Annotated in this window: 17 protein-coding genes; 5 read left to right on the top strand and 12 right to left on the bottom strand. The window is 68.8% G+C overall.

Features of this window, described 5'->3' with window-relative positions:
* Window positions 1-140: 140 nt before the first annotated feature.
* The 3 genes from OL358_RS10300 to OL358_RS10290 all read left to right on the top strand — a co-directional run bounded on the left by OL358_RS10300 (window position 141) and on the right by OL358_RS10290 (window position 3,283).
* Window positions 141-959: an ABC transporter permease gene (locus OL358_RS10300; protein WP_264709878.1), complete on the top strand. Its 819-nt coding sequence runs from the start codon at window positions 141-143 to the stop codon at window positions 957-959.
* A gap of 2 nt (window positions 960-961) precedes the next feature.
* A complete protein-coding gene (locus OL358_RS10295) occupies window positions 962-2,191 on the top strand; it encodes an ABC transporter ATP-binding protein (RefSeq protein WP_264709877.1) in 1,230 nt (409 codons plus the stop codon).
* Window positions 2,192-2,290: 99 nt separating this feature from the next.
* The gene (locus tag OL358_RS10290; protein ID WP_264709876.1) at window positions 2,291-3,283 is read left to right on the top strand and encodes a DUF616 domain-containing protein; all 993 of its coding nucleotides are present in this window, start codon (window positions 2,291-2,293) and stop codon (window positions 3,281-3,283) included.
* Here the strand turns inward: OL358_RS10290 and OL358_RS10285 are convergent.
* From OL358_RS10285 to OL358_RS10270, 4 genes are all read right to left on the bottom strand, one after another.
* Window positions 3,257-5,176: a rhamnan synthesis F family protein gene (locus tag OL358_RS10285; protein ID WP_264710278.1), complete on the bottom strand. Its 1,920-nt coding sequence runs from the start codon at window positions 5,174-5,176 to the stop codon at window positions 3,257-3,259. The genes OL358_RS10290 and OL358_RS10285 overlap by 27 nt on opposite strands.
* Window positions 5,173-7,134 (bottom strand): rhamnan synthesis F family protein, encoded by a 1,962-nt coding sequence (locus OL358_RS10280; protein ID WP_264709875.1) that lies wholly within the window; start codon window positions 7,132-7,134, stop codon window positions 5,173-5,175. The genes OL358_RS10285 and OL358_RS10280 overlap by 4 nt, the downstream gene beginning before the upstream one ends.
* A 95-nt stretch (window positions 7,135-7,229) precedes the next feature.
* A complete protein-coding gene (rfbA, locus tag OL358_RS10275; protein ID WP_264709874.1) occupies window positions 7,230-8,102 on the bottom strand; it encodes a glucose-1-phosphate thymidylyltransferase RfbA in 873 nt (290 codons plus the stop codon).
* 37 nt (window positions 8,103-8,139) lie between these two features.
* The gene (locus tag OL358_RS10270; RefSeq protein ID WP_264709873.1) at window positions 8,140-9,093 is read right to left on the bottom strand and encodes a hypothetical protein; all 954 of its coding nucleotides are present in this window, start codon (window positions 9,091-9,093) and stop codon (window positions 8,140-8,142) included.
* Between the two features lie 60 nt (window positions 9,094-9,153).
* Between OL358_RS10270 and rfbB the strand changes: the two genes are divergently transcribed.
* Both rfbB and OL358_RS10260 read left to right on the top strand, forming a co-directional pair.
* Entirely contained in the window at window positions 9,154-10,152 is a 999-nt protein-coding gene (gene rfbB, locus OL358_RS10265; RefSeq protein WP_264709872.1) for a dTDP-glucose 4,6-dehydratase, read from the top strand.
* On the top strand, window positions 10,149-11,585 hold the full coding sequence (locus OL358_RS10260) for a bifunctional dTDP-4-dehydrorhamnose 3,5-epimerase family protein/NAD(P)-dependent oxidoreductase (protein WP_264709871.1): 1,437 nt from the start codon (window positions 10,149-10,151) through the stop codon (window positions 11,583-11,585). Before rfbB ends, OL358_RS10260 begins: the two co-directional genes overlap by 4 nt.
* Before the next feature lie 24 nt (window positions 11,586-11,609).
* Here OL358_RS10260 and OL358_RS10255 read toward each other — a convergent pair whose 3' ends face one another.
* The 8 genes from OL358_RS10255 to OL358_RS10220 form a co-directional block, all read right to left on the bottom strand.
* Entirely contained in the window at window positions 11,610-13,643 is a 2,034-nt protein-coding gene (locus OL358_RS10255) for a cell wall-binding repeat-containing protein (RefSeq protein WP_264709870.1), read from the bottom strand.
* Between the two features lie 96 nt (window positions 13,644-13,739).
* The gene (locus OL358_RS10250; protein WP_264709869.1) at window positions 13,740-14,861 is read right to left on the bottom strand and encodes a glycosyltransferase; all 1,122 of its coding nucleotides are present in this window, start codon (window positions 14,859-14,861) and stop codon (window positions 13,740-13,742) included.
* A gap of 2 nt (window positions 14,862-14,863) precedes the next feature.
* The gene (locus OL358_RS10245; RefSeq protein ID WP_264709868.1) at window positions 14,864-16,339 is read right to left on the bottom strand and encodes an LCP family protein; all 1,476 of its coding nucleotides are present in this window, start codon (window positions 16,337-16,339) and stop codon (window positions 14,864-14,866) included.
* Window positions 16,336-16,803 (bottom strand): 5-(carboxyamino)imidazole ribonucleotide mutase, encoded by a 468-nt coding sequence (gene purE / locus OL358_RS10240; RefSeq protein ID WP_264710277.1) that lies wholly within the window; start codon window positions 16,801-16,803, stop codon window positions 16,336-16,338. Before purE ends, OL358_RS10245 begins: the two co-directional genes overlap by 4 nt.
* 126 nt (window positions 16,804-16,929) lie before the next feature.
* Window positions 16,930-18,066 (bottom strand): 5-(carboxyamino)imidazole ribonucleotide synthase, encoded by a 1,137-nt coding sequence (locus OL358_RS10235; RefSeq protein WP_264709867.1) that lies wholly within the window; start codon window positions 18,064-18,066, stop codon window positions 16,930-16,932.
* Between the two features lie 57 nt (window positions 18,067-18,123).
* On the bottom strand, window positions 18,124-18,693 hold the full coding sequence (locus OL358_RS10230; protein ID WP_264709866.1) for a PH domain-containing protein: 570 nt from the start codon (window positions 18,691-18,693) through the stop codon (window positions 18,124-18,126).
* A 54-nt stretch (window positions 18,694-18,747) separates the two neighbouring features.
* Window positions 18,748-19,557, bottom strand: coding sequence for a biotin--[acetyl-CoA-carboxylase] ligase (locus OL358_RS10225; protein WP_264709865.1), 810 nt, complete (start codon window positions 19,555-19,557; stop codon window positions 18,748-18,750).
* A gap of 20 nt (window positions 19,558-19,577) precedes the next feature.
* On the bottom strand, window positions 19,578-21,731 hold the full coding sequence (locus OL358_RS10220) for a serine hydrolase (RefSeq protein ID WP_264709864.1): 2,154 nt from the start codon (window positions 21,729-21,731) through the stop codon (window positions 19,578-19,580).
* Between the last annotated feature and the right edge of the window lie 126 nt (window positions 21,732-21,857).

Raw genomic sequence — 21,857 nt, 5'->3', positions numbered from 1 at the left:
AGTTGAGCGCTGTTTCGTCCGTTGAGAGATCGAGGAACCGGGTGACCGAGAGTTCAGCGGAGCGATTCGCGAGGCTTGCGCAGGAGCCGCTCGTACCGACGGTTCCCCCGCGTACCGGTTTCGCGAGATCCACGCACTCGGTGAGGTCGATCTTCGCCCACCGGCAGCTGCTCGGGCTGCTCGTGCGCCGCGACGTGAAGTCGCGCTACAAGGACAGCGCGCTCGGGTTGCTGTGGACGCTCATCAACCCCCTTGTGCAGCTGGTCGTGTACTACACGGTCATGGGCCAGTTCCTGGGGGCCGCACGCGGGATCGACGACTTCGCGCTCTACATCTTCTCCGGCCTCACGATCTACGTGCTCTTCTCCGAGACCGTCGCGGGAGCGACGGCATCGGTCGTCGCGAACGCCGGACTCGTGAAGAAGGTGTACGTGCCCCGCGAGGTCTTCCCCCTCGCCTCGGTGGGATCGGCGTCGTTCACGTTCGCGATGCAGGTCGTCGTGCTGGTCATCGCGTGCTTCGTGCTCGGCGCGCCGCCGCTCTCCGCGGACCTGCTCTTCGCCATCCCCGCGGTGCTGATCATGCTCATCTTCGGCACGGCGCTGGGTCTGCTCCTGGCAGGGCTCAACGTCTATCTGCGCGACATGCAGTACCTGTCCCAGATCGTGCTCATGCTGGCCATGTGGTCCTCGCCGATCGTCTACGGCTGGACGATGGTGCGCGACACGTTCGCATTGGCCGGGCTGCCGTCGTGGGCGATCGACGTGTACACGGCCAATCCCCTCACGCTCGCCGTCCTCGGCTTCCACCGCGCCTTCTGGACCGCCGGCGAACCGTCCGACTACCCCTCACAACTGTTGCTTCGCATGGCGATCGCCATCGTCGTCGGGCTGCCGCTGCTCTGGCTGTGCCACCGCGCGTTCGCCCGGCTGCAGGGCAACTTCGCCCAGGAGCTGTGACCATGAGCGCCCTCGACACGGTCGACCCCGTCCCCGTCGACGACTCCGCACCCGCGGTCGTCGTCGTCGAGGATGTCTCGAAGCAGTTCGTCATCCGCAAGGACAACTCGCTCAAGGAGCGGATGGTCACGCTCGGTCGACGCGGGCGCACGCACCGCGAGGTGTTCGAATCGCTGCGGAACATCTCGCTCACCGTGCGCGCCGGGACGACCATCGGGCTCCTCGGACCGAACGGATCGGGCAAGAGCACCCTGCTCAAGGTCATCGGCGGCATCATCGAGCCCACCGAGGGCCGTGTGAGCAGGCGCGGTCGCCTCGCGGCGCTGCTCGAGCTCGGCGCGGGATTCCACCCGGATCTGTCGGGTCGCGACAACGTGTATCTGAACGCTTCGATCCTCGGCCTGTCGCGCGAGCAGACCGATGCCCGCTTCGCGGACATCGTCGCCTTCTCCGAGATCGGCGACTTCATCGACACGCAGGTGAAGTTCTACTCGTCCGGCATGTACGTGCGACTCGCCTTCGCGGTGGCCGTGCACACCGACCCCGACATCCTCCTCGTCGATGAGGTGCTGGCCGTGGGCGACGAGGCATTCCAGCGCAAATGCATGGACAAGATCCGCGAGTTCCAGAGCCAGGGCCGCACGATCATCCTCGTCTCGCACTCCGCCAGCCAGGTCATGGAGATCTGCGACGAGGGCGTCGTCCTGCACGACGGCGAGATCGCCTTCGTCGGGTCGGCCGCAGACGCGACGAAGGTGCACCGCGACGTGCTCGAGGGTCGACGACGCGAGACCGTCGAGGGCGACAAGCACGAGGTGGCGCCGGAAGCGGCATCCATCACCGGAATCGAGTTGCGCGCCGGCGGCTCCACCGCGACGGAGATCGCGCCGGGGGACGACCTGCTCATCGACATCCGCGTCTCGCACCCCACGGCCGTCGAGCTGTGGAACACGGGCGTCAGCATCGACACCCCGCACGGTCAGCAGGTCTTCGGCACGGGATCGAAGCGACTGTCGTCGCAGCACGGACCCACTCCGGCGGGAGAGACCACGATCACGTACGCCATCCCGCGGCTGTCGCTCGCGGGAGGCAACTACTTCGTCAACGCCGAGGTCACCGACGCGACCGGCGGCCAGATGGACGTCGTCTGGCAGGGAGCGACCTTCTCGATTCCCTATCTGCCCACTCAGACCGGTACGGTCTATGCAGAGGCTCGCGTATCGGAGGCCTGACACCCGAGTCGGACCGAGCGAGACCGAGCGCGCGACGGTGCGCCCTCGGAGACTCTGCGACGTGAACTTTGTGGACGTGAGGGTGCGAGGAGCTCTGCGGTGAAGGCCTGCGTATACACCTATCTGTTCGGCGCCTACGATCAGCTGCTGCCGCAGCCGATCGCGGCCGACAGCGAACTGGATTTCATCTGCTTCACCGACGATCCGACGCTGACCAGCGACACCTGGCAGATCCACGTCATCCCGCCCCGCTACCCCGAAGACATCGTGCGCAGCGCTCGCTACGTCAAGATCCTCGGGGACGACCGGCTGGCGGAGTACGACGTCACGCTGTGCATCGACGCGTCGGTGCGGCTGAAGGTCCGGCCCGAGGAGATCATCGCGACCTGGCTGGGTGAGCACGATATCGCTCTGGCTCAGCACAGCTACCGCGAGCAGGTGCTCGACGAGTTCGACGAGGTCGTGAGGCTCAACTACGACGACCGCGCACGCGTGCACGAGCAGCTCATGGCCTACTCGCTCCACCACGCACCCGAGCTGACGTCCAAGCCGCTGTGGACGGGAATGATGGTGCGCCGCCGGACGCCCGAGGTCCAACGCGCCATGCGGGTCTGGTTCGATCACGTCCTGCGCTACTCCCGCCGCGATCAGCTGTCGGTGACCGTCGCGCTCGCATCCCCCGAGATCCGTGTCGCTCGGCTCCCCCTCGACAACTTCGAGACCGAGTTCCACAAGTGGCCCGTGCTCGAGGGGCGCCGCATCTCCCAGGGCAAGGCCCAGTCCTACCCCTCCGGTCCTCTCGTCGCCGAGCTCCGCCGTCGGCAGCGACGCCTGGACGAGCTCCAGACCACGTTCGACGGCCTCGGCATCGGTCTCGGCAACCTCGACGAGCTGAGCGCCACCATCGCGCGCATGTCGGAGGACCTCTCACGCGCGGCATCCGAGCGCGCCCAGCTGGACGGTCGCGTTCAGGAGCTCCATCGGGAGGTCGGGCGATGGCACGAGCGCTGGAGCGCCGCGCAGGGGATCACCGGGGCGTCGGCGAACTGGCTTCGCGCGGTGAAGTCAGCGTTTCGTCCGGGCAAGAGCTGATCGCGCGCGCCCGGCGAACCGCACGAGACGCCGTCGAGCGGCGGACATGACGCCGAGCAGCGACGATCCCGGGTAGCCCATTCGGCGGTACATCCGCACGAAGTCGCTCAACGACCCGTCGCCCACGTAGCCGGCGCGCTTGAGGAAGTGGATCTGGTCGATCGTGAAGCCCGCCATCGTCGCCGACATCTGATCCAGGTTGAAGTCGAACGCCGTGTGGCTGATCGCGAGGTGCTCGGTCGACGCGACCGTGCGCGTGTGAAACCCGAGCTCCGCGGCGGCATAGGACGGCACACGTTCGAGGATGTGAGCCAGCCCGCCGTCCTGGTACGCCTCCGCTCCGCCGAAGTCGTCGTACGACCACTCGTGGTCGATCAGGAGACGCAGCGCCTCGGGGCGGGCGAAGTACATCGACCCGTACGGCGCCAGCGGTGAGATCTCGTCCAGCGGGACAAGGATGCCGAGATCGGCCGCGATCCGTTCGAAGCCCGCTTTGTTCGACCACCAGCCGCGGCCCATCGTCGGGTACCCGACGTGGATCGTCGGGGGGTAGGCGAGACCGAGGCCGGGTTCGCGCTGAAAGAGCGCGACCATGTTGGCCGCGTATCCGGGACTGTTGAGCAGGTTCGCGAACTGCTGGTCCTTGAAGTAGCGCCCGACGTTGAAGCCGTCCTGCGGCGTCTTCTTGGAGTGGAGCTTGACGACGAGGTCGTAGCGGTCTCCGAGCAGGATGTCGCGGCACCCGATCAGGAACGCGCTCTGGTCGCGCCCCTCGTTTCGAACCACCCGGATCTCGACATTCCTCGGCGCCGACGATCGCGCCGACACGATCTCCCGGATGGCGTCGGCCCGGTCCTGCTCGGGGGTCGTGACGACCAGGTCGTAGTCCGCGGGCAGCGTGTCCGCGCGATCGAGGATCTCGTCTGTCATCTCGACGTAGAAGATGTGCGCGATGACGACGATGCGCAGGGGGGTGGTGGGGTCGTAGGAGGTGTCGACGTCGGGGAGCACCTCGAGCATCGCGGCATCCGCGTTGAGCACCCGCGGCTGCACGTTGCGGGCCAGATTCGACCAGATCAACGGCATCGGGAACCCGTAGGACTCCACCCGCTCCAACGTCCACCGACCGATCACCGCATGACGATCCAAGAACGGCGGATAGTGGAACAACGGCCGCCGCTTCAACAACGGACACCCGTCATCGATCAGCAGATCCGCATTGAACAGCGCCGGATGCGTCGTCGGATACTTCCGATACGGGAACGCCGCCTCCGCCACGAACCCCCGATCAGCGAACTGCTTCGTGAACACCGCCTCATGCTTGAGGACCGCATCGAAATAGTCCGGCATCTCCGGCAGCTCACGCCAATACCGCCGCCACTGCTCCGACAGGAACATCTCCCGCCGCACCGCGATCCAGAACGACTGCAGGTGATACGGCAACCGCCCCTCCCCCGTGAACGGGTTCGGAACCTCCTCCGCATGATCGGTCATCCCCCAGAAATGCACCGGCCGAGCATCCATCCGCTCGAACACCGGCCCATACGGACGAACCGGCCCGAACCACGTGTCATTGGTCAGCACCACCTCGTCATACGAGGACAGATCCCCGACGAACTCCAACGCCTCCTTATGCGCCCAGATGTCATACCCGCGGTTATCCCGCACCAACACCGAATCCGCCACCGGAGCCAACTTCGCCCGACCCTCATCGGTCAGCGAACCATTGGCGACCACCACCACATGCGCCGCATGCTCACGCAACCCCGCCAGCGCATGGACAACGAAATCCTCCACACCACCACGCCGGTCATACACCACATACACGACCAGACGCCGGCCACCCCTCGGAAACACCGAAGCAGCAACCACACCCGCACCCAACACACTCATACCCGAGAACTCTCCACCGCCATCACACCCGACGAACGACGCCCACGCACCCGATCGCGCACCCGACGGGCCTTGTCCATCGCCCGCCAGGCGAGCTGCAGACCGGGCTCGGCGACCCGGCTCGCTCGCGGATGGTTCATGCGCAGATACATCCGCGCGAGGCTCAGCGGTCCACCGTGACCGGCCCATCCCGCGCGGTGCAGGAACTGAATCTGCTCCACCGGGTACCCGGGGGTGGTGGAGAAGAGCTGGTCGACCTTCTCCTCGAGCGCCGTGTGGCTGATCGAGGCGTGCTCGGTGTTGAGCACGGTGCGCACGTGATAACCGAGCTCGCCGCAGGCGAGGGTGACGAGGCGCTCCTGTATGCGGGGGAGATCCGCCGGGGCCTGGGTCTCCTTCCTGCGGTAGTCCGAGTAGGTCCACGGGTGGTCTGCGAGGATCGCGAGCGCCTCCCTGCGAGCGATCCACATCCCCCCGTACGGCGCCAGCGGGGAGGCGTCGTCGAGCGGCACGCGGATGCCGAGGCGCTTGCACCAGTCGGCGACGGGCTGCCGGTAGTCCGCCCACGCCCGGCCCATCGTGCCGAATCCGATGTGGACCATCGGCGGGAACACCACTCCGAGACCGGGCTCACGCTGGAACAGGGCGAGGACGTTGCGCACGTAGCCGGAAGAGCTCAGCAGGTTCTCGAGCTGATGCCGGCGGAAGTAGCGCCGGGCGTTGAACTCGATGCCGGCGCGCTTCATCGAGTGGATCTTGACGATCAGGTCGTAGCGCTCGTCGCGGAGGACGTCGGCGCATGCGACGAAGAACGCGCTCATGTCGCGCCCCGCTCGCGCCTGCACCACGCGCACCTCACGCCTCGCGGGCGTGAGGTCGGTGCGCCGCGACAGCCGGGACCGCACGTGGTCGGCATCCTCGTGGCTCATCGTCGTGACGATGAGGTCCGTTCCCTCGGGAAGCGTCACGTACCGGTCCAGGAGGTCGTCGATGCGCGCGAGGTCGCGGATGTGGACGACGGCCGCGATGCGCAGGGGGGTGGTGGGGTCGTAGGAGGTGTCGACGTCGGGGAGCACCTCGAGCATCGCGGCATCCGCGTTGAGCACCCGCGGCTGCACGTTGCGGGCCAGATTCGACCAGATCAACGGCATCGGGAACCCGTAGGACTCCACCCGCTCCAACGTCCACCGACCGATCACCGCATGACGATCCAAGAACGGCGGATAGTGGAACAACGGCCGCCGCTTCAACAACGGACACCCGTCATCGATCAGCAGATCCGCATTGAACAGCGCCGGATGCGTCGTCGGATACTTCCGATACGGGAACGCCGCCTCCGCCACGAACCCCCGATCAGCGAACTGCTTCGTGAACACCGCCTCATGCTTGAGGACCGCATCGAAATAGTCCGGCATCTCCGGCAGCTCACGCCAATACCGCCGCCACTGCTCCGACAGGAACATCTCCCGCCGCACCGCGATCCAGAACGACTGCAGGTGATACGGCAACCGCCCCTCCCCCGTGAACGGGTTCGGAACCTCCTCCGCATGATCGGTCATCCCCCAGAAATGCACCGGCCGAGCATCCATCCGCTCGAACACCGGCCCATACGGACGAACCGGCCCGAACCACGTGTCATTGGTCAGCACCACCTCGTCATACGAGGACAGATCCCCGACGAACTCCAACGCCTCCTTATGCGCCCAGATGTCATACCCGCGGTTATCCCGCACCAACACCGAATCCGCCACCGGAGCCAACTTCGCCCGACCCTCATCGGTCAGCGAACCATTGGCGACCACCACCACATGCGCCGCATGCTCACGCAACCCCGCCAGCGCATGGACAACGAAATCCTCCACACCACCACGCCGGTCATACACCACATACACGACCAGACGCCGGCCACCCCTCGGAAACACCGAAGCAGCAACCACACCCGCACCCAACACACTCATACCCGAGAACTCTCCACCGCCATCACACCCGACGAACGACGCCCACGCACCCGATCGCCGTCAGCCATTGGGAAGATCCGATCCTACGGATCGGCTCAGCGAAGTCCCTGCTCAAGTGCTGTGAGCAGATATCGGCCGTAGCCGCTCTTGAGGAGCGGCTCGGCGCGCGCACGGAGCTCGTCGTCCGTGAGGAATCCCATGCGCCAGGCCACTTCCTCGGGGCATCCGATGGACAGACCCTGGCGCTTCTGCACCGTGCGGATGAACTCGGTGGCCTCGCCCAGGGAGTCGAAGGTTCCCGTGTCGAGCCACGCCGTGCCCCGGGGCAGGATCTCGACCTTGAGGTCGCCACGCTCGAGGTACGCCTTGTTGATGTCGGTAATCTCCAGCTCGCCGCGCGGCGAGGGCTCGAGGTGCTTCGCGATCTCCACGACGTCGTTGTCGTAGAAGTACAGACCCGGAACCGCGTAGTGGCTCTTCGGCTTCACCGGCTTCTCTTCGAGGGAGACGACACGGCCGTCGGCGTCGAACTCGACCACGCCGTATGCGGTCGCGTCGTCGACCCAGTACCCGAAGACGACTCCGCCCTCGAGGTCGTTGTACTGGCGGAGGCGGGTGCCCAGGCCCGGGCCGTAGAAGATGTTGTCGCCGAGCACGAGCGCGGCCGACTCGGATCCGATGTGCTCCTCGCCGAGGATGAAGGCCTGCGCGAGGCCGTCCGGTGTCGGCTGCGTCTTGTAGGTGATGCTGACGCCGAACTGGGATCCGTCCCCGAGCAGGCGCTGGAACTGGTCGGCGTCATGGGGGGTGGTGATGACGAGGATGTCACGGATGCCGGCCAGCAGGAGGGTCGACAGCGGGTAGTAGATCATCGGCTTGTCGTAGACGGGCACGAGCTGTTTCGACGAGCCCATCGTGATCGGGTGCAGCCGGGAGCCGGTTCCGCCCGCGAGAATGATTCCGCGCATGGTCATTAGTCTCCCTCACCTGGGGAACGGGGCCAAACTACGCGCGCTCGCCCGGCGGAACCTGCGCCTCGAGATCCTCGCGGATCCGCCGTCGCGATTCCGGCGTATGCGAGGCGGCGATCTGACGGTCGTTCCCGCCGTCCCAGACGTTCGTGGCGTTGAGCCCCGTCGCCTGAGAGCCCGGCACGAAGGGCCAGTGGCGCTGTCCGACGAGGACCTGACGAGTTCGGATGCCTGCGAGCACGGCCGTGCGGTGGTACCAGATGTCGTCGTTGTTCGGCGACAGCTCGCGGAACAGCGTCCCCTCAGCGCGCAGAGCCTCCTGCAGGGAGATCGGGAAGAGCTGCCCGCACACGCTGGTGGAGAAGTGCGCATAACTGGGCAGATCGTCGTCGCAGGAGAGCCAGTCCTGGTAGGGCAGGATCTCGTCGTCGCGCATCTGGATCAGGTGCGCGCGGTACGCGAGGAAGTGCTCGGGGGTTTCCCTGTGCGCCTGGAGCAGGCCTTCCAGCCAGGTCTCGGGGTACACGATGTCGTCGTCGCCGGTGACGAGGGGCACCTCGAGCGGCTGCGTGCTCACATACGGCCAGTACTTCGTGTGGACCTTCACGCCGGGCTCGACACGGCGCACCTCCAGCCCTCGCCGCTGCAATCGGCGCAGGCGCCGGGGAAGCGGGTCGTCGGTGTCGAGCCAGAGGATCAGGCGGCCGGGGCGGACGGTGCCACGACCGATGGACTCGATCGCCAGCCACACGTCGGACAGACGCGGGCCGTGCGTCGTCATCGAGACGGCGACGTCCGACGCCGGGTCCGTCACGGACGGGCCGAACGGGCGAGAGTTGCGCAGCCACAGCCGGGTCACGTCCCGGGCCGTCTCCGGCGTCGGGCTGTCGACCGTTCCCTCCGAATGGGGCAGACCCGCGAAACGGGCGGCCGAACGACGGAGCACTCGACGGGCGCGAACCGTGAGCGACTGGCTGGAGGGGGGCATCCGTCCAGCCTAATCCACCCTCGCACAGTGCCCCAGGCGATTGCGGATACCCTGGGAGGCATGCGCAAGCTGCTCGTCACCGGCGGAGCCGGATTCATCGGCTCGAATTTCGTGCACCACGTGATCTCCCATTCGGACGACCACGTGACAGTTCTCGACAAGCTCACCTACGCGGGCAATCGGGCGTCGCTCGAGGGCCTCCCCGAGGATCGTCTGACGTTCGTTCAGGGAGACATCGCGGACGCCGCCCTCGTCGACGAGCTGTTCTCCGCGGCCGATGCCGTCGTGCACTTCGCCGCCGAGTCGCACAACGACAACTCGCTGCACGATCCGCGCCCCTTCCTCGACACCAACATCATCGGCACCTACACGCTGCTCGAGGCCGCGCGCCGCCACGACACCCGGCTGCACCACATCTCCACCGACGAGGTCTACGGCGACCTCGAGCTGGACGACCCTGCGCGGTTCACCGAGACGACGCCCTACAACCCTTCGTCGCCGTACTCGTCGACGAAGGCCGGATCCGATCTGCTCGTGCGCGCGTGGGTGAGGTCGTTCGGGGTTCGCGCGACGATCTCCAACTGCTCGAACAACTACGGCCCGTATCAGCACGTCGAGAAGTTCATCCCGCGCCAGATCACGAACGTCATCCGCGGGGTCCGTCCCCGGTTGTACGGCAAGGGTGAGAACGTGCGCGACTGGATCCACGCGGACGACCACTCCAGCGCCGTGCTGACCATCCTCGACAAGGGAGCGCTCGGCGAGACCTACCTGATCGGCGCCGACGGCGAGAAGAGCAACAAAGAGGTCGTGGAGCTGATCCTCACCACGATGGGCGTGTCCGCCGATGCGTACGACCACGTGACGGACCGGGCGGGTCACGACCTGCGCTACGCCATCGACTCGACCCGCCTGCGCGACGAGCTGGGCTGGCGCCCGGCCTACGCCGACTTCGAGGCCGGCATCGCCGCCACCATCGACTGGTACCGCGCGAACGAGGATTGGTGGGCGCCCTCGAAGGATGCCACCGAGGCCTTCTACGCGACGAAGGGCCAGTGAGCGTGGGCGAGGCGGGGTCGATCGGGTTCGGCAAGCCGCTCACGCCGTCGAACACGCCGATCCCGGGCATGGTGGTCTGGGATCTGCCCGTCCACGGCGACTCGCGCGGCTGGTTCAAGGAGAACTGGCAGCGCGAGAAGATGGTGGGCCTCGGCCTGCCCGACTTCGCGCCCGTGCAGAACAACATCTCGTTCAACGACGCCGTGGGCACGACTCGCGGAATCCACGCCGAGCCGTGGGACAAGTGGGTGTCGGTCGCGACAGGACGCATCTTCGGCGCATGGGTCGATCTGCGTTCAGGACCGACCTTCGGCGCGGTGTTCACGGCGGAGATCGATCCGTCACGCGCGATCTTCGTCCCCCGCGGAGTCGGCAACGCGTATCAGACGCTCGAGCCCGACACCGCGTACACGTACCTCGTCAACGATCACTGGTCCGCCGACGCCTCCTACACGTTCCTGAACCTCGCCGACGAGACGGCCGCCATCGCGTGGCCGATCCCCCTTTCGGAGGTCGAGATCTCCGACAAGGATCGCGCGCATCCTCGTCTTGCGGATGTCACGCCGATGGGACCTCGGAAGACGCTCGTCATCGGCGCCGGCGGCCAGCTCGGCCGCGCGCTCCGCGCCGTGTACGGCGACCAGTCCGACGTGGACTATGCGACGCGGGCGGAGCTCGACCTCACCGATCCCGGTCTGCCCACCGCACGGCGGTGGCGCGACTACGGTCTCATCATCAATGCCGCAGCCGACACGGCGGTCGACGGCGCGGAGACCGCCGAAGGTCGGGCACGCGCGTGGAGCGCGAACGCGGCGGGAGTCGCGACGCTGGCGCGGATCGCCTCCGAGAACGCGATCACGCTCGTCCACGTCTCCAGCGACTACGTCTTCGACGGCACCGCCGAACGGCCCTACGTCGAGACCGACCTGTTCTCCCCGTTGGGTGTGTACGGACAGACCAAGGCCGCCGGAGACGCGATCGTCTCGACCGTCGCGCGCCACTACATCGTCCGCACCTCATGGGTGATCGGGGACGGACGCAACTTCGTGCGCACCATGGCGGGTCTCGCCGAGCGAGGTGTCGATCCCACCGTCGTCGCCGATCAGGTCGGACGGCTGTCCTTCACCGATGACATCGCGCGCGGCATCCGTCACCTCGTGGATTCCAGGGCGCCGTTCGGAACGTACAACCTGACCTGCAACGGCGAGCCGGCGTCATGGGCGGATCTCGCCCGCAGCGTCTACGAGCTCACGGGGCACGACCCGGCACGGGTCTCGGGCACGACCACGGACGAGTACTTCGCCAGCGCGACCGGCCCCGTCGCCCCACGCCCGCGCAACAGCGTTCTCGACCTCGGAAAGATCCTCGGCGCGGGATTCGCACCCGGCGACATGCGGGCCAAGCTCGCCGCGTATCTCGCTGCCGAAGCCTGATCCTCCCCGTCCCGCAGGACGGGTTCAGCAGCGGACCGACGCGGCCACGGCGTCGTCGAGGCTCGGAATCCCTCCGAGAAGGGTCACCGACGTCGCTCCGGACCGGATCACCCAGTCCTTCGTCGCCCCCTCGAAGCACGTCGTCGCCGTCGTGACCAGCGGGGTGTGCGTGCGCGCGGCGAGAACGGCTCCGACCAGCGCATCGGGGAAGTTCTGACCCGTGGCCACGAGGACCTGCGGGGCTCCGCTGGGATAGGCGGCCTCGGCCAGCAGGCGCGCGGTGCCGTAGCGATCCCTGCCGGCGTAGCGCTGGACGGCGATCGCCGCGTCCGTGAGCCCGGTCTCGATGCCCGCGCTGACCATGTCCGGCCCGCCCACGATGACGGCGTTGGTCATGCGAGCGGTCTGGAACGTCGATCGCGTCGCGGCATCGAGCGTCTGACCCGTGCCGTCCACCAGGATCACCGGCCGTCCCTGGGCGCCACCCAGCGAGGACGCGATGATCGCGTCGGGGAAGGTCTTGCCGGTCGTGACGTACGCCGTCGTCGCACCGGCGAAGAACCGTGCCGCGATGAGGCGGCTGGTCTCGTACCGGTCGCGGCCGGTGAGCCTCTCCGTCGTCGCACCCGGGACGAGCGCCGCGATCTGCGAGGCCACGTTGGCCGAGATGCGGGTCAGTCCGCCGACGAGGACGATCTTCGTCGGCTTCAAGCGCGCGATCTCCGCGGCGGTCGAGGCGCGCAGCGACTTCGGCTCGGTCAGGAGCAGCGATCCGCCGACGTGCCCCGCGGCAGCCCCGGCCGTCAGCGCATCGGGGAAGTCCGTCCCGTCCGTGATGAACACGGTCGCGGTCCCCGTCGGATACGCCTCCCGCGACACCTCGACCGCGGTGTCGTAGCGGGATGCGCCGGTCAGGCGCTCGGTGGTGTAGCCGACCGCCGGAGTCTGGGCGAGATAGCCGCCGTGCACCCACATCAGCGCCTTGTCGTAGCGGACCTGGAACCAGTCGCCGTACGTGGCGACGCGGGTCACGACCATTCCGGCGGACAGCGTGCGCTTCGCCGTCTCGCAGGCGGTCGACGGCGCCGAGCGTGCGTTGAGACCCGCGGGGACGACGGTGTACTCTCCCGTGGCCGCGACGACCTGCGAACCCGACGGCACGGCACACGGGTTCTGAATCACCTGGGTCGAGACGAACCAGTCGGTGAAGTAGTTGTAGAAATTGCGGTTGCCGTAGCTCGAGCACGAGTTCCCCGTGCCGTAGCCCGCCCGCAGCGCAGCCGCGTTGGGCTGGTAGGGCGTGTAGTAGTACAGGTTCGAGGTGGCCTGGTTCTGGATGGTGACCCGCGAGGTTCCGCACGCGCGGTTCGGGTGATACAGCAGATCCCACGTCTTGCCCGGGGCATACCAGGTGAAGAACTGGCTGGTGCCCGGCGGATTGGCGTAGCGCTTGAGCTGCCACGCACCCCCGAACACCTGGTTGAAGAAGCCGTAATAGCGCGTGTCGCAGGCGGCCGTGTCGGGGCAGCCCTGCCCCATCGCCGCTCGATAGGCGTAGGAGGACGGAGCGGTGGACGTGATCAGTCCCTGCTCCTTCTGGAGCATGACGAGGATCACCTGCGGATTGATCCCGCAGGCCTGAGCGACTTTGAAGATGATCCGCGATGCGCGCTCGCGGACTCCGCCTGAATATGCGCCGCACATGGCGTCCGCGGTCGTCGTGCGCGAGGTGTCGTAGTAGTCCTTGACGCAGGTGTAGCCCGATCGACAGGTCGAGACCTTGCCCTGGAGGAACGTCTGGATCTGCGCTTCGGTCATCGAGTTCTTGTGGAAGAACACGGCGTCGCTGACGATGTTGCCCGGAGTGAACTTCGACAGGTCGGCGGCCTGGACGATCCCGGTCGCCGCGACGTCGGCCGCCACCGAGGACGCCTGGATCGCGGGGGCCGCTGCCGCGGACTGAGGGGCCAGCATCCCGACCGCCAGCGCGATCACCGCCAGTGCCGTCGCGACCGCGCGGGAGCGCGGACGCACGTCTGCCCTCGAAGCCGCCGCCATGTGATCAGTGTGACGGAAGTGACGCATGATGACAACCTGCGCGAGATTCCGCCTCATCGACACGCCCTTCTCCGCAAGCTCTCGGCTCGCGCACCGTCAGAGTTCTGCATGCAGCTGCCACACCTTGTCGGCCGCCTCGCGCCACGAGAACGCCCGGCCGCGATCGCCGGAGAGCACGGCCAGCCGATCGGCGGCGGCGGTGCTCGAAAGGGCCGCGCTCAGCGCGGCGGAGAGACCGGCGACCAGAGCTGCGGCATCCGTCGCTTCGACCAGCTCGCCGCCGTCGAAGATCACCTCGGTGTGCACATCGGATGCCGCGGCGATCACGGGAACGCCGATGGTGAGCGCGTCCACCACTCGCCAGGGGAAGGCGCTGCGCCGACTCGGTGCGAGGAACGCGAGCGCCGCGCCGAAGACCGCGGCACGGTCTGCCGCCTCGAGCGCGCCGCGGAGATGGAGCTGCCGCTCGGGCAGACCTGCCGCCGCGGCGACATCGGCGACGGCGGGCTCGTGGCCCTCCTCGACGTCGATCACGACGACGGGGAGCTCGACGCCCGAGACCGCGATGGCCTCGAAGCCCGTCCCGAGCGCGTCAGAGGCCACCGCGCCACCCGCCAGCAGGACGAACCCCTCGGGGAGGCCCAGCTCGCGGCGCCGGCCGACCTCGTCGGTCGGGACGGCGAATCCCAGCGGGGAGGCTCCGGCGATCACCCGCACACGATCTCCGACACGGGCGATGTCGGCGAGGCGTTCGGCCATCGAATGCGTGGGGACGACGACGGCATCCGCGTGCTTGACCGCCCGCTTGAGCATCGCCTTGTGCCATGCGACGGCGGCACGCGGCAGGTCGGCGGGCGACTCCCACGGGCGCAGGTCCCACACCGTGACGACCGTCTGGTCGTTGTCATGAACGCGGTCGTGCTTCACCAGCGGCGCGAGCAGTGTCGGGGAATGGATCATTCCGCCCCCGATGCCGGTTCCGACACCCAGCTGCAGTGCCGCGGCGAGCTCACGCCGGGCGAGAGCCGTCCGTCGAAGACCGGCGAGGCCCGGGACCTCGGGGTCGCCCTCACCCCCGGCCGGCGCGATGCCCTCGACCTCGCAGCCCGCCGGCGCGCCGGCGATCAGCGCACGCGTGAGATCACGGGATGCCTCGGCGAGCACGGGATCGGTGGGCGCGACGAGCTGATCCAGCACGACGCGGAGGGTGGCGACCACGCTCAGCCCTCCGGGGTCGGGGTGGGGGTGGGCGGATGCAGCGTCGTGCGGACGAGGTCGGCGATGTACGCGTAGTCGGGCTCGTACTCGTCGATCCCGCCTTCCGGCGTCAGCTCGATGGCGGTGACGGGAAGCTCCTTCGCCTTGAGCGCGAGATCGGCGAGCGTCGGAAGCAGCGACTGCGGAAGGTCGGTCTGGACGATGTCGGCGCCGGCGGCCGCGACATCCTGGAATCGGGTGAGCACGGTCTGCGGGGTGAACTGCGCGAGGATCGCCTGCTGCAGGATGCGCTGGCGCTCCATGCGGTCGAAGTCGCTGGTCGTGTAGCGCGACCGGGCGTACCACTGCGCGGTGTCGCCGCTCATGTGCTGCGGACCGGCCTCGATCCAGCCGATGGCCCATTCCTCTGCGGGCTGGCCCTCATACGCGGGACCGCCGCCCTTGGGCAGCCGCTCGGCGACGGTGACGTCGACGCCGCCCAGCGCATCGATCAGCGAGGCGAAGCCGTGCATGTCGACGAACACGTAGTACGGGATCTCGATGCCGAGGATGCCTTCGGCCGCGTCCTTCGTCGCCTCGATCGCCGGCGCGGAGGCGTTGGCGGTCGCGTCGGGATAGAGGAGGTCGCCGTCCTGGCACACCTCGACCTCGGTGCGCAGCTGGTTGATGCCGCTCCCCCATCCGCACGTGGGGTCGGCGTGACCTTCGTGCCCGTTCGGGTAGCGGTCCAGCATGGGGCCTTCGGCGAACGGGAAGTGCGGCATGTCGCGGGGGATGCCGGTGATGGTCGTTGCGCCGGTCTCCGCATTGACCGAGACCACCGAGATGCTGTCGAATCGCATGGAATCGCGCCCCTCGCCGCTGTCGGCGCCCAGCAGGAGGATGTTGTAGTAGCCGTCCGAGGGCGGCACGGCCGGGCCCGTCGCCTGGAAGATCGCGCCGAGGGTCTCGCGGGCGGCGCCGACGGCGCTCGATGCGTACGCCGCGGTTCCGCTCGCCACGACGAGGAGCGCCACGGCGACGGCGGCGATGCCGAACCGCGCGCCCGTGCCGGTCTTCACCAGGCGCACGAGGCGCAGCGTGTCGATCGTGAGGACGATCCAGAGGATCGCGTAGCCGATCAGCAGGCCCTGGATGAGAAGCAGCGGAAGCGGGCGGAGCAGCCCGAGCCATGCGGGCAGCCAGGCGCCGGTGACGATGCTCAGCCCGGCGGTCGGCGCGAGCAGTGCGAAGAGGACGGCGAGAGCGACCAGCGTCCAGAGGACGATCGTCGAGGCGAGCCCGACCTTGCCCAGGCGCCGGTTGCCCGCCACTGCCTGCGCAGATCCGGGCACGAGGAAGTTCAGGGCGACGAGCCACCAGCCGCGCCGCGTCATCATCGCGCGGGACGAGGCATCCGGGTGCCGCAGCGGGCGCTCCTCGACGAGGCGCACTCCTTGCGGAGCCGCGGTCATCCGGGGCGGGCTGGCGACGGTCACAGGGACTCCTTGAGCCGCCGGTTCTTCTCCTCGACCTGCGCCTCGAGATCACGGGCGTAGGCCTCGATCCGCTCGGCGAGTGCGGGGTCCGATGTGCCCAGGATGCGTGCGGCGAGCAGTCCGGCGTTCTTCGCACCGTTGATCGATACGGTCGCCACGGGAATGCCCGCGGGCATCTGCACGATGCTGAGGAGCGAGTCGAGCCCGTCGAGCGTCGAGAGCTGAACGGGCACGCCGATCACGGGCACGGCGGTGACCGAGGCCAGCATGCCGGGGAGGTGGGCGGCACCGCCCGCGCCGGCGATGACCGCCCGGAGCCCGCGGGCGCGCGCCTCGCGTCCGTAGCGCATGAGCTTGTCGGGTGTGCGATGCGCCGACACGACCTCGACCTCGTGCGGGATGCCGAAGTCGCTGAGGACCTGCGAGGCGTCGCTCATGACGCGCCAGTCCGAGTCGGAGCCCATGACGACGCCGACCAGCGGCGCGTCAGAGGAATGCAGGGGGCGAGTCACTCGACAAGGCTAGGGCGCAAGGCTGGAAGATCCCCGCAACGGCGCGGCCCGGCATCCGATTCCCGCGCCGTCGGCGGTTCAGTCCAGGAAGACGGATGCCGCCGCCCGGGCCCGGTACGCGACGTCGTCGAGGTCGCCGCCCGCCACCGTCACGTGACCCACCTTGCGCCCGGGCCGGGGCGCCTTGCCGTAGGTGTGCACCTTGGCATCGGGATGCTCGGCCATCGCCGCGGCGAATCGCGCGTCGAGTCCACCCTCGGCAGGGCCGCCGAGGATGTTGATCATGACCGACCACGGCTCCCGCGATGCGGCATCGCCGAGCGGGAGATCGAGCACGGCGCGGAGGTGCTGTTCGAACTGGCTCGTGACCGCGCCGTCCTGTGTCCAGTGGCCGCTGTTGTGGGGGCGCATCGCCAGCTCGTTGACCAGGAGCCGTTCGTCCGTCGTCTCGAAGAGCTCGACGGCCAGCATCCCGGTCACCTCGAGACCCCGGGCGATCGCGACGCCGATCTCGGCGGCGACGGCGCGGAGCCGGTCGCCGGCGTGCGGCGCGGGAGCGATCACCTCGGCGCACACGCCGCCGCGCTGCACCGTCTCGACGACGGGGTAGACGGCCACCTCGCCGGAGGGGCGGCGTGCCACCTGCTGCGCGAGCTCGCGCGAGAAGTCGACGAGCTCTTCGACGAGGAGCGCCCCGCCGCGAGCATCCTCGGCGAGCGTCGCGAACCAGTCGTCGGCCTCGGTCGCGGCGCTGACCACGCGCACGCCCTTTCCGTCGTATCCGCCGCGGGGCGTCTTCACGACCGCGCGGCCGCCGTGATCGTCGAGGAACACCTGCAGCTCGTCGGCCGTCGTGACGGGCGCCCAGTCGGGCTGCGGCATCCCCAGCTCGGCGAGGCGAGCGCGCATCACGAGCTTGTCCTGGGCGAAGCGCAGCGCGTCCGGACCCGGATGGACGGGCACGCCTGCCTCCACGAGCGCGGCGAGCACGTCTTGGGGAACGTGTTCGTGGTCGAACGTCACGACGTCGACCTCGCGGGCGAAGGCGAGCACCGTATCGGCGTCGCGATAATCGCCGACGGCGGATGCCGCGAGCGACGCGGCCATGCCCTCCTCCTCGGCCAGCACGCGGAGATCGACTCCGAGCTCGACCGCGGGGGCGATCATCATGCGGGCGAGCTGCCCGCCTCCGACGACTCCGACTCGCAGCGCCATTCCGTCACCTTTCGTCCGACAGTCCATCATCCCGCACCCGCGCGGGCGTCGTGGGCGTCAGGGGGTGCCGGGAACCGGCGGGGGCGGGGGCAGCGGAGGCTGCGCATCGCGGTGCGCGAGGATCTGGTTGACCTCGACCTGGTCGACGAGCGCTTCGTGCACCAGTCCGACGCTCGGGACGTTGGTCAGTCGAAGCGGTGCATCGACCCCGTTCGACAGCGTCAGGGTGCCCGCACCCCACATTCGCTGCAGGATGCCGCGGCGCGCCTGGATCGTGTAGCCCCGCACGTGCGCGAGCTCGCGCCGCCGGGCGATCAGGATGCCCGAGCGCTCGATGACGCGGCGGGTCGTGATCGTGTACACGTGCGCCCACCATGCGAGGAACGGCAGGAGGACGAGCAGGAACACGACGAGGGCGGCCGCCGCGAGCAGCATCCAATTCGCGAAGGGCGCCGGAAGATTGCCGTACAGGTAGCCCACCGCGCCGGCGACGATGATCAGGACGAGGGCCGACCAGGTGAGCCGCCTCGCGTGGCCGCGGAAACGGGCGACGCGCAGCTCGGGCGTGGGTGCCCCCGGCGCGGGGGCCATCGGGCGGCCTCCGCCGTAGCTCATCGGCTGCGTCATGCCTCCATTGTGCGGGTCACTCGGGCGAGCACGCCCGCGCACCGCCGTTCGACGTCATCCGGCGGCCGAACGCACATGCACCACGTCGCCGGCCGAGACGGCGCTCTCATACTCGGACTGCTGGACGACCACGAGCCGTCCGTCGTCGTCGATACGCTGTGCGCGACCCCGCAGCACCTCGCCATCGGGGAGGGTGACGATGACGTCGCTGCCGATCGTCGCGCAGAGCGCCTCGATCTCGGCCCGGACGCCGGCGGCGGATGCGCTGCCGCGAGCGGCGATGAGGGCGTCGAGCTGCTCGTCCAGCGCTGTCAGATAGTCGGCGATCAGCTGGTCTTCGTCGGCGACCAGCCCGACGGCCTCGAACGAGATCGCCGTGTCGACGGGCAGGTCGGCCGCAGGCATCCGCGTGTTCACGCCGGAGCCGATGACGACGGCATCCGGATGCCCCGGCACGACCTCGGCGAGGATGCCGCAGATCTTCGCCCCGTCGAGCAGAACGTCGTTGGGCCACTTGAGGCGCGCGTCGTGCCCCGTTCCCCGGACCTGCGCGGCGATGGCCCGGGTCATCGCCGCGCCCGCCACGAGCGGGATCCATCCCCGGGAGGCGATCGGGATGCCGCCGACGCGCACGGCGACGGACAGGGCGAGGGCGGTCCCGGGAGGCGTCGTCCAGGTGCGGTCGAGTCGACCACGGCCCGCGCGCTGATCCGTCGTGAGAAGCACCGACAGATGCGGCCATTCGTCGGGCGCCGCCTGCAGATGGGCGACCGCGTCGGCATTCGTCGAATCGGTGGACTCGGCGACCTGAACGCGGGGACTCCGCGCGGCGGCCAGGGGATATCCGTGCTCGGGAAGCGACATGGCTACAGGCTACGCGGCGGTCAACGGTCGCGCAGGGCGGTGTAGGGGACCCACAGCTTCCGGGAGCCGTACTGCACCTGATACCAGGTGCGCTCGCTCTCGAGCTGCTCGAGCAGCACGCCCGCCCCGGCGACGGCGACGACCGGTCCGCCCGGCGACGAGCGCAGTTCGGTCCGGGCTTTCGTGACCATCTGCTGGATCGGATAGCTGGCGGCTGTGCCGAACGCGCCATTGAGGTGCGTGTAGACCGCCCGCGAGATCGCGACGTGCGCCGCCTTCGTCGGTGAGTTGTCGCCGATGATCGAGATCGCGTACGTCGCGCGCGGGCCCCGGACGATCGCCGTGTCGTTCTGCATGAGCCCGGACGCGACCCAGAGGGCTCCCGGCTTGCTCGACTGCGAGACCCCCGGCGGAATTCCGGACGGGATCCGCGATCGACCGATCTGCGAGCCCATCTCGCGGAGCAGATGATCGGCCCACTTCTTCCCGAGCACGGAGCCGTCGTTGAGCTTCTCCATCATGCGCACGAGGTCGTTCGTGGTCGTCCGGTTCCCCGCATAGAGGACGCTCACGCCCGGGGCGACGGGTCCGTAGTGCGTATTGAGGAAGCCGGCCGAGCGGATCATGCGGTTGACCTCGGCGAGCCCGATCCAATGGACGATGTCGGTGTGGCAGTAGTTGTCCGAGACATGGATCATCACGTGGATGCACGTCGCGAGGGGAACACCCGACGGCAGCCGCATCCCCAGGCTCGCCCGCCCCTGTTCGACCCGCTTCAGTGCCGCCCACGCCGCGTAGATCTTCATCATGCTCGCAGGCTCTTTCGGCGTCGAGCCGGCGATGCGCACCGACTGGCGGAGCCCGCCGATCTCCTGCACCGACACCCAGTAGGAACCGGGATATCGCGCCATCGTGGAGCGGATCGTGGAGTCCAGGCGCGCCTCGCGCTCCGCCTTCACCGCGCTGCACGAGCGCCCGGCGAGCGTGTCGTTGCTCAGCCAGGTCGTTCCGCCGACGCCGGTCACGGTGAGCCCGGCCTGCGCGAGATGCCCGGCGATCGAGTCGGGGGCGCACGGTTCCATCGCATAGAGCATCGGCTGCTTGGCGGCCCCGGCGAGCGCCGCCGCAACGGCGGTGTCGGGACCGGACAGGGAGTTCGCGACGATCGCACGCGAGGCGCCGGCGGGGACCTCGCGCGCCAGCAGGATGGCGGTCCCGTAGCGATCGATGCCGTTGCGACGCTCGACCGTGAAGCCCGCCGTCTGCAGCGATGCGGCGTATGCGACGGTGACACTCGCCGGGCCGCCGACGATCACCACCCGCCTCGCCCCCACTCCCCGGAGCGCGGCGACGGTCGCGGAGTCTGCGGACGCCGTCGTCCCGGCCACGAGCAGCGCTCCGCGCGCCGTGGCGGACGCCGTCGCGAAGGCGAGCGGCGCGTCGATGAGGGCGGTGCCTCCGGCGACGTACACCGTGTCGAAGCTGCGGCCGAGCGAGGCGAGCGCCAGCCGGGCTGTGCCGTAGCGGTCCGTTCCCGTCACTCGTGCGACACTTCCCGCGAACTGTCCGAGCGCGGTGAACACGGCCCGCGAGACCCCCGTCTCGCCGCCCATCACGAGGATCCTGTCGGGCGCGAGGCGGCGGAGCTCGGCCTGCACCGAGGCGGGGATCGCGCCGGACTGGACCAGCAGCAGCGGGGCGTCGAGACCCGCTGCCATCCCGGCCGCGATGATGCCGTCGACGGTCGACCCGCCCTCGGCGACGAGAACGGTGCGCGCACCGCTCGGGAATGCCGCCTTGCTCGCTGCCACGCTGGTTCCCCAGCGATCGACGCCGGTGACGCGACCGGCCGAGGGCACCGCGGCGAGGAGCGCGGCATCCGTCTGCACGAGGGCATCGGGCGCCACGGGCGATTCGGACGGCTGCTCGTCGGGCGCTTCCGGCGTGTCTTCCGGAGTCTCGGCGTCGGGCGCCACGGGAATCGGCAGCGGAGAGACGGTCGGTTCGGGTGACGGTGAGGTGGTCGGCTCAGGTGACGGCGTCGCGGACGGCGTCGCAGCGGCGACGACGCTGCCGGGGTCCGAGGCGTCGTCGGCCGCTCGGGCATCTCCTCCATCGGCGAGCACGGGAGCGACCAGCGCGAACGCGGCCACCCAGGCGATCGTTCGCAGCATCCGCGGTTTCATCACAGCATTCACACCAGTCACAGTGTCCTCGACGATAATGCCCGGCTCCACCACCCGGCATGAGAGAGGTGTGAGACTTCACCCTGGTCGGACAGCCGCGACGCGAAACGGCTC

The sequence above is a fragment of the Microbacterium sp. SSM24 genome (assembly GCF_025989145.1).
GTDB lineage: Bacteria > Actinomycetota > Actinomycetes > Actinomycetales > Microbacteriaceae > Microbacterium.
The sequence above is the reverse complement of the archived record's forward strand: the minus strand, read 5'-3'. Positions and strand labels throughout refer to the sequence as shown.

Bases quoted from the DNA above. Each gene is read 5' to 3' on its own strand.
- OL358_RS10295 (WP_264709877.1), top strand. From the start codon at position 962: ATGAGCGCCCTCGACACGGTCGACCCCGTCCCCGTCGACGACTCCGCA.
- OL358_RS10285 (WP_264710278.1), bottom strand. From the start codon at position 5,176: ATGAGTGTGTTGGGTGCGGGTGTGGTTGCTGCTTCGGTGTTTCCGAGG.
- OL358_RS10280 (WP_264709875.1), bottom strand. From the start codon at position 7,134: ATGAGTGTGTTGGGTGCGGGTGTGGTTGCTGCTTCGGTGTTTCCGAGG.
- rfbA (WP_264709874.1), bottom strand. From the start codon at position 8,102: ATGCGCGGAATCATTCTCGCGGGCGGAACCGGCTCCCGGCTGCACCCG.
- OL358_RS10270 (WP_264709873.1), bottom strand. From the start codon at position 9,093: ATGCCCCCCTCCAGCCAGTCGCTCACGGTTCGCGCCCGTCGAGTGCTC.
- rfbB (WP_264709872.1), top strand. From the start codon at position 9,154: ATGCGCAAGCTGCTCGTCACCGGCGGAGCCGGATTCATCGGCTCGAAT.
- OL358_RS10255 (WP_264709870.1), bottom strand. From the start codon at position 13,643: ATGGCGGCGGCTTCGAGGGCAGACGTGCGTCCGCGCTCCCGCGCGGTC.
- purE (WP_264710277.1), bottom strand. From the start codon at position 16,803: ATGGGCTCCGACTCGGACTGGCGCGTCATGAGCGACGCCTCGCAGGTC.
- OL358_RS10235 (WP_264709867.1), bottom strand. From the start codon at position 18,066: ATGGCGCTGCGAGTCGGAGTCGTCGGAGGCGGGCAGCTCGCCCGCATG.
- OL358_RS10230 (WP_264709866.1), bottom strand. From the start codon at position 18,693: ATGACGCAGCCGATGAGCTACGGCGGAGGCCGCCCGATGGCCCCCGCG.
- OL358_RS10225 (WP_264709865.1), bottom strand. From the start codon at position 19,557: ATGTCGCTTCCCGAGCACGGATATCCCCTGGCCGCCGCGCGGAGTCCC.
- OL358_RS10220 (WP_264709864.1), bottom strand. From the start codon at position 21,731: ATGCTGCGAACGATCGCCTGGGTGGCCGCGTTCGCGCTGGTCGCTCCC.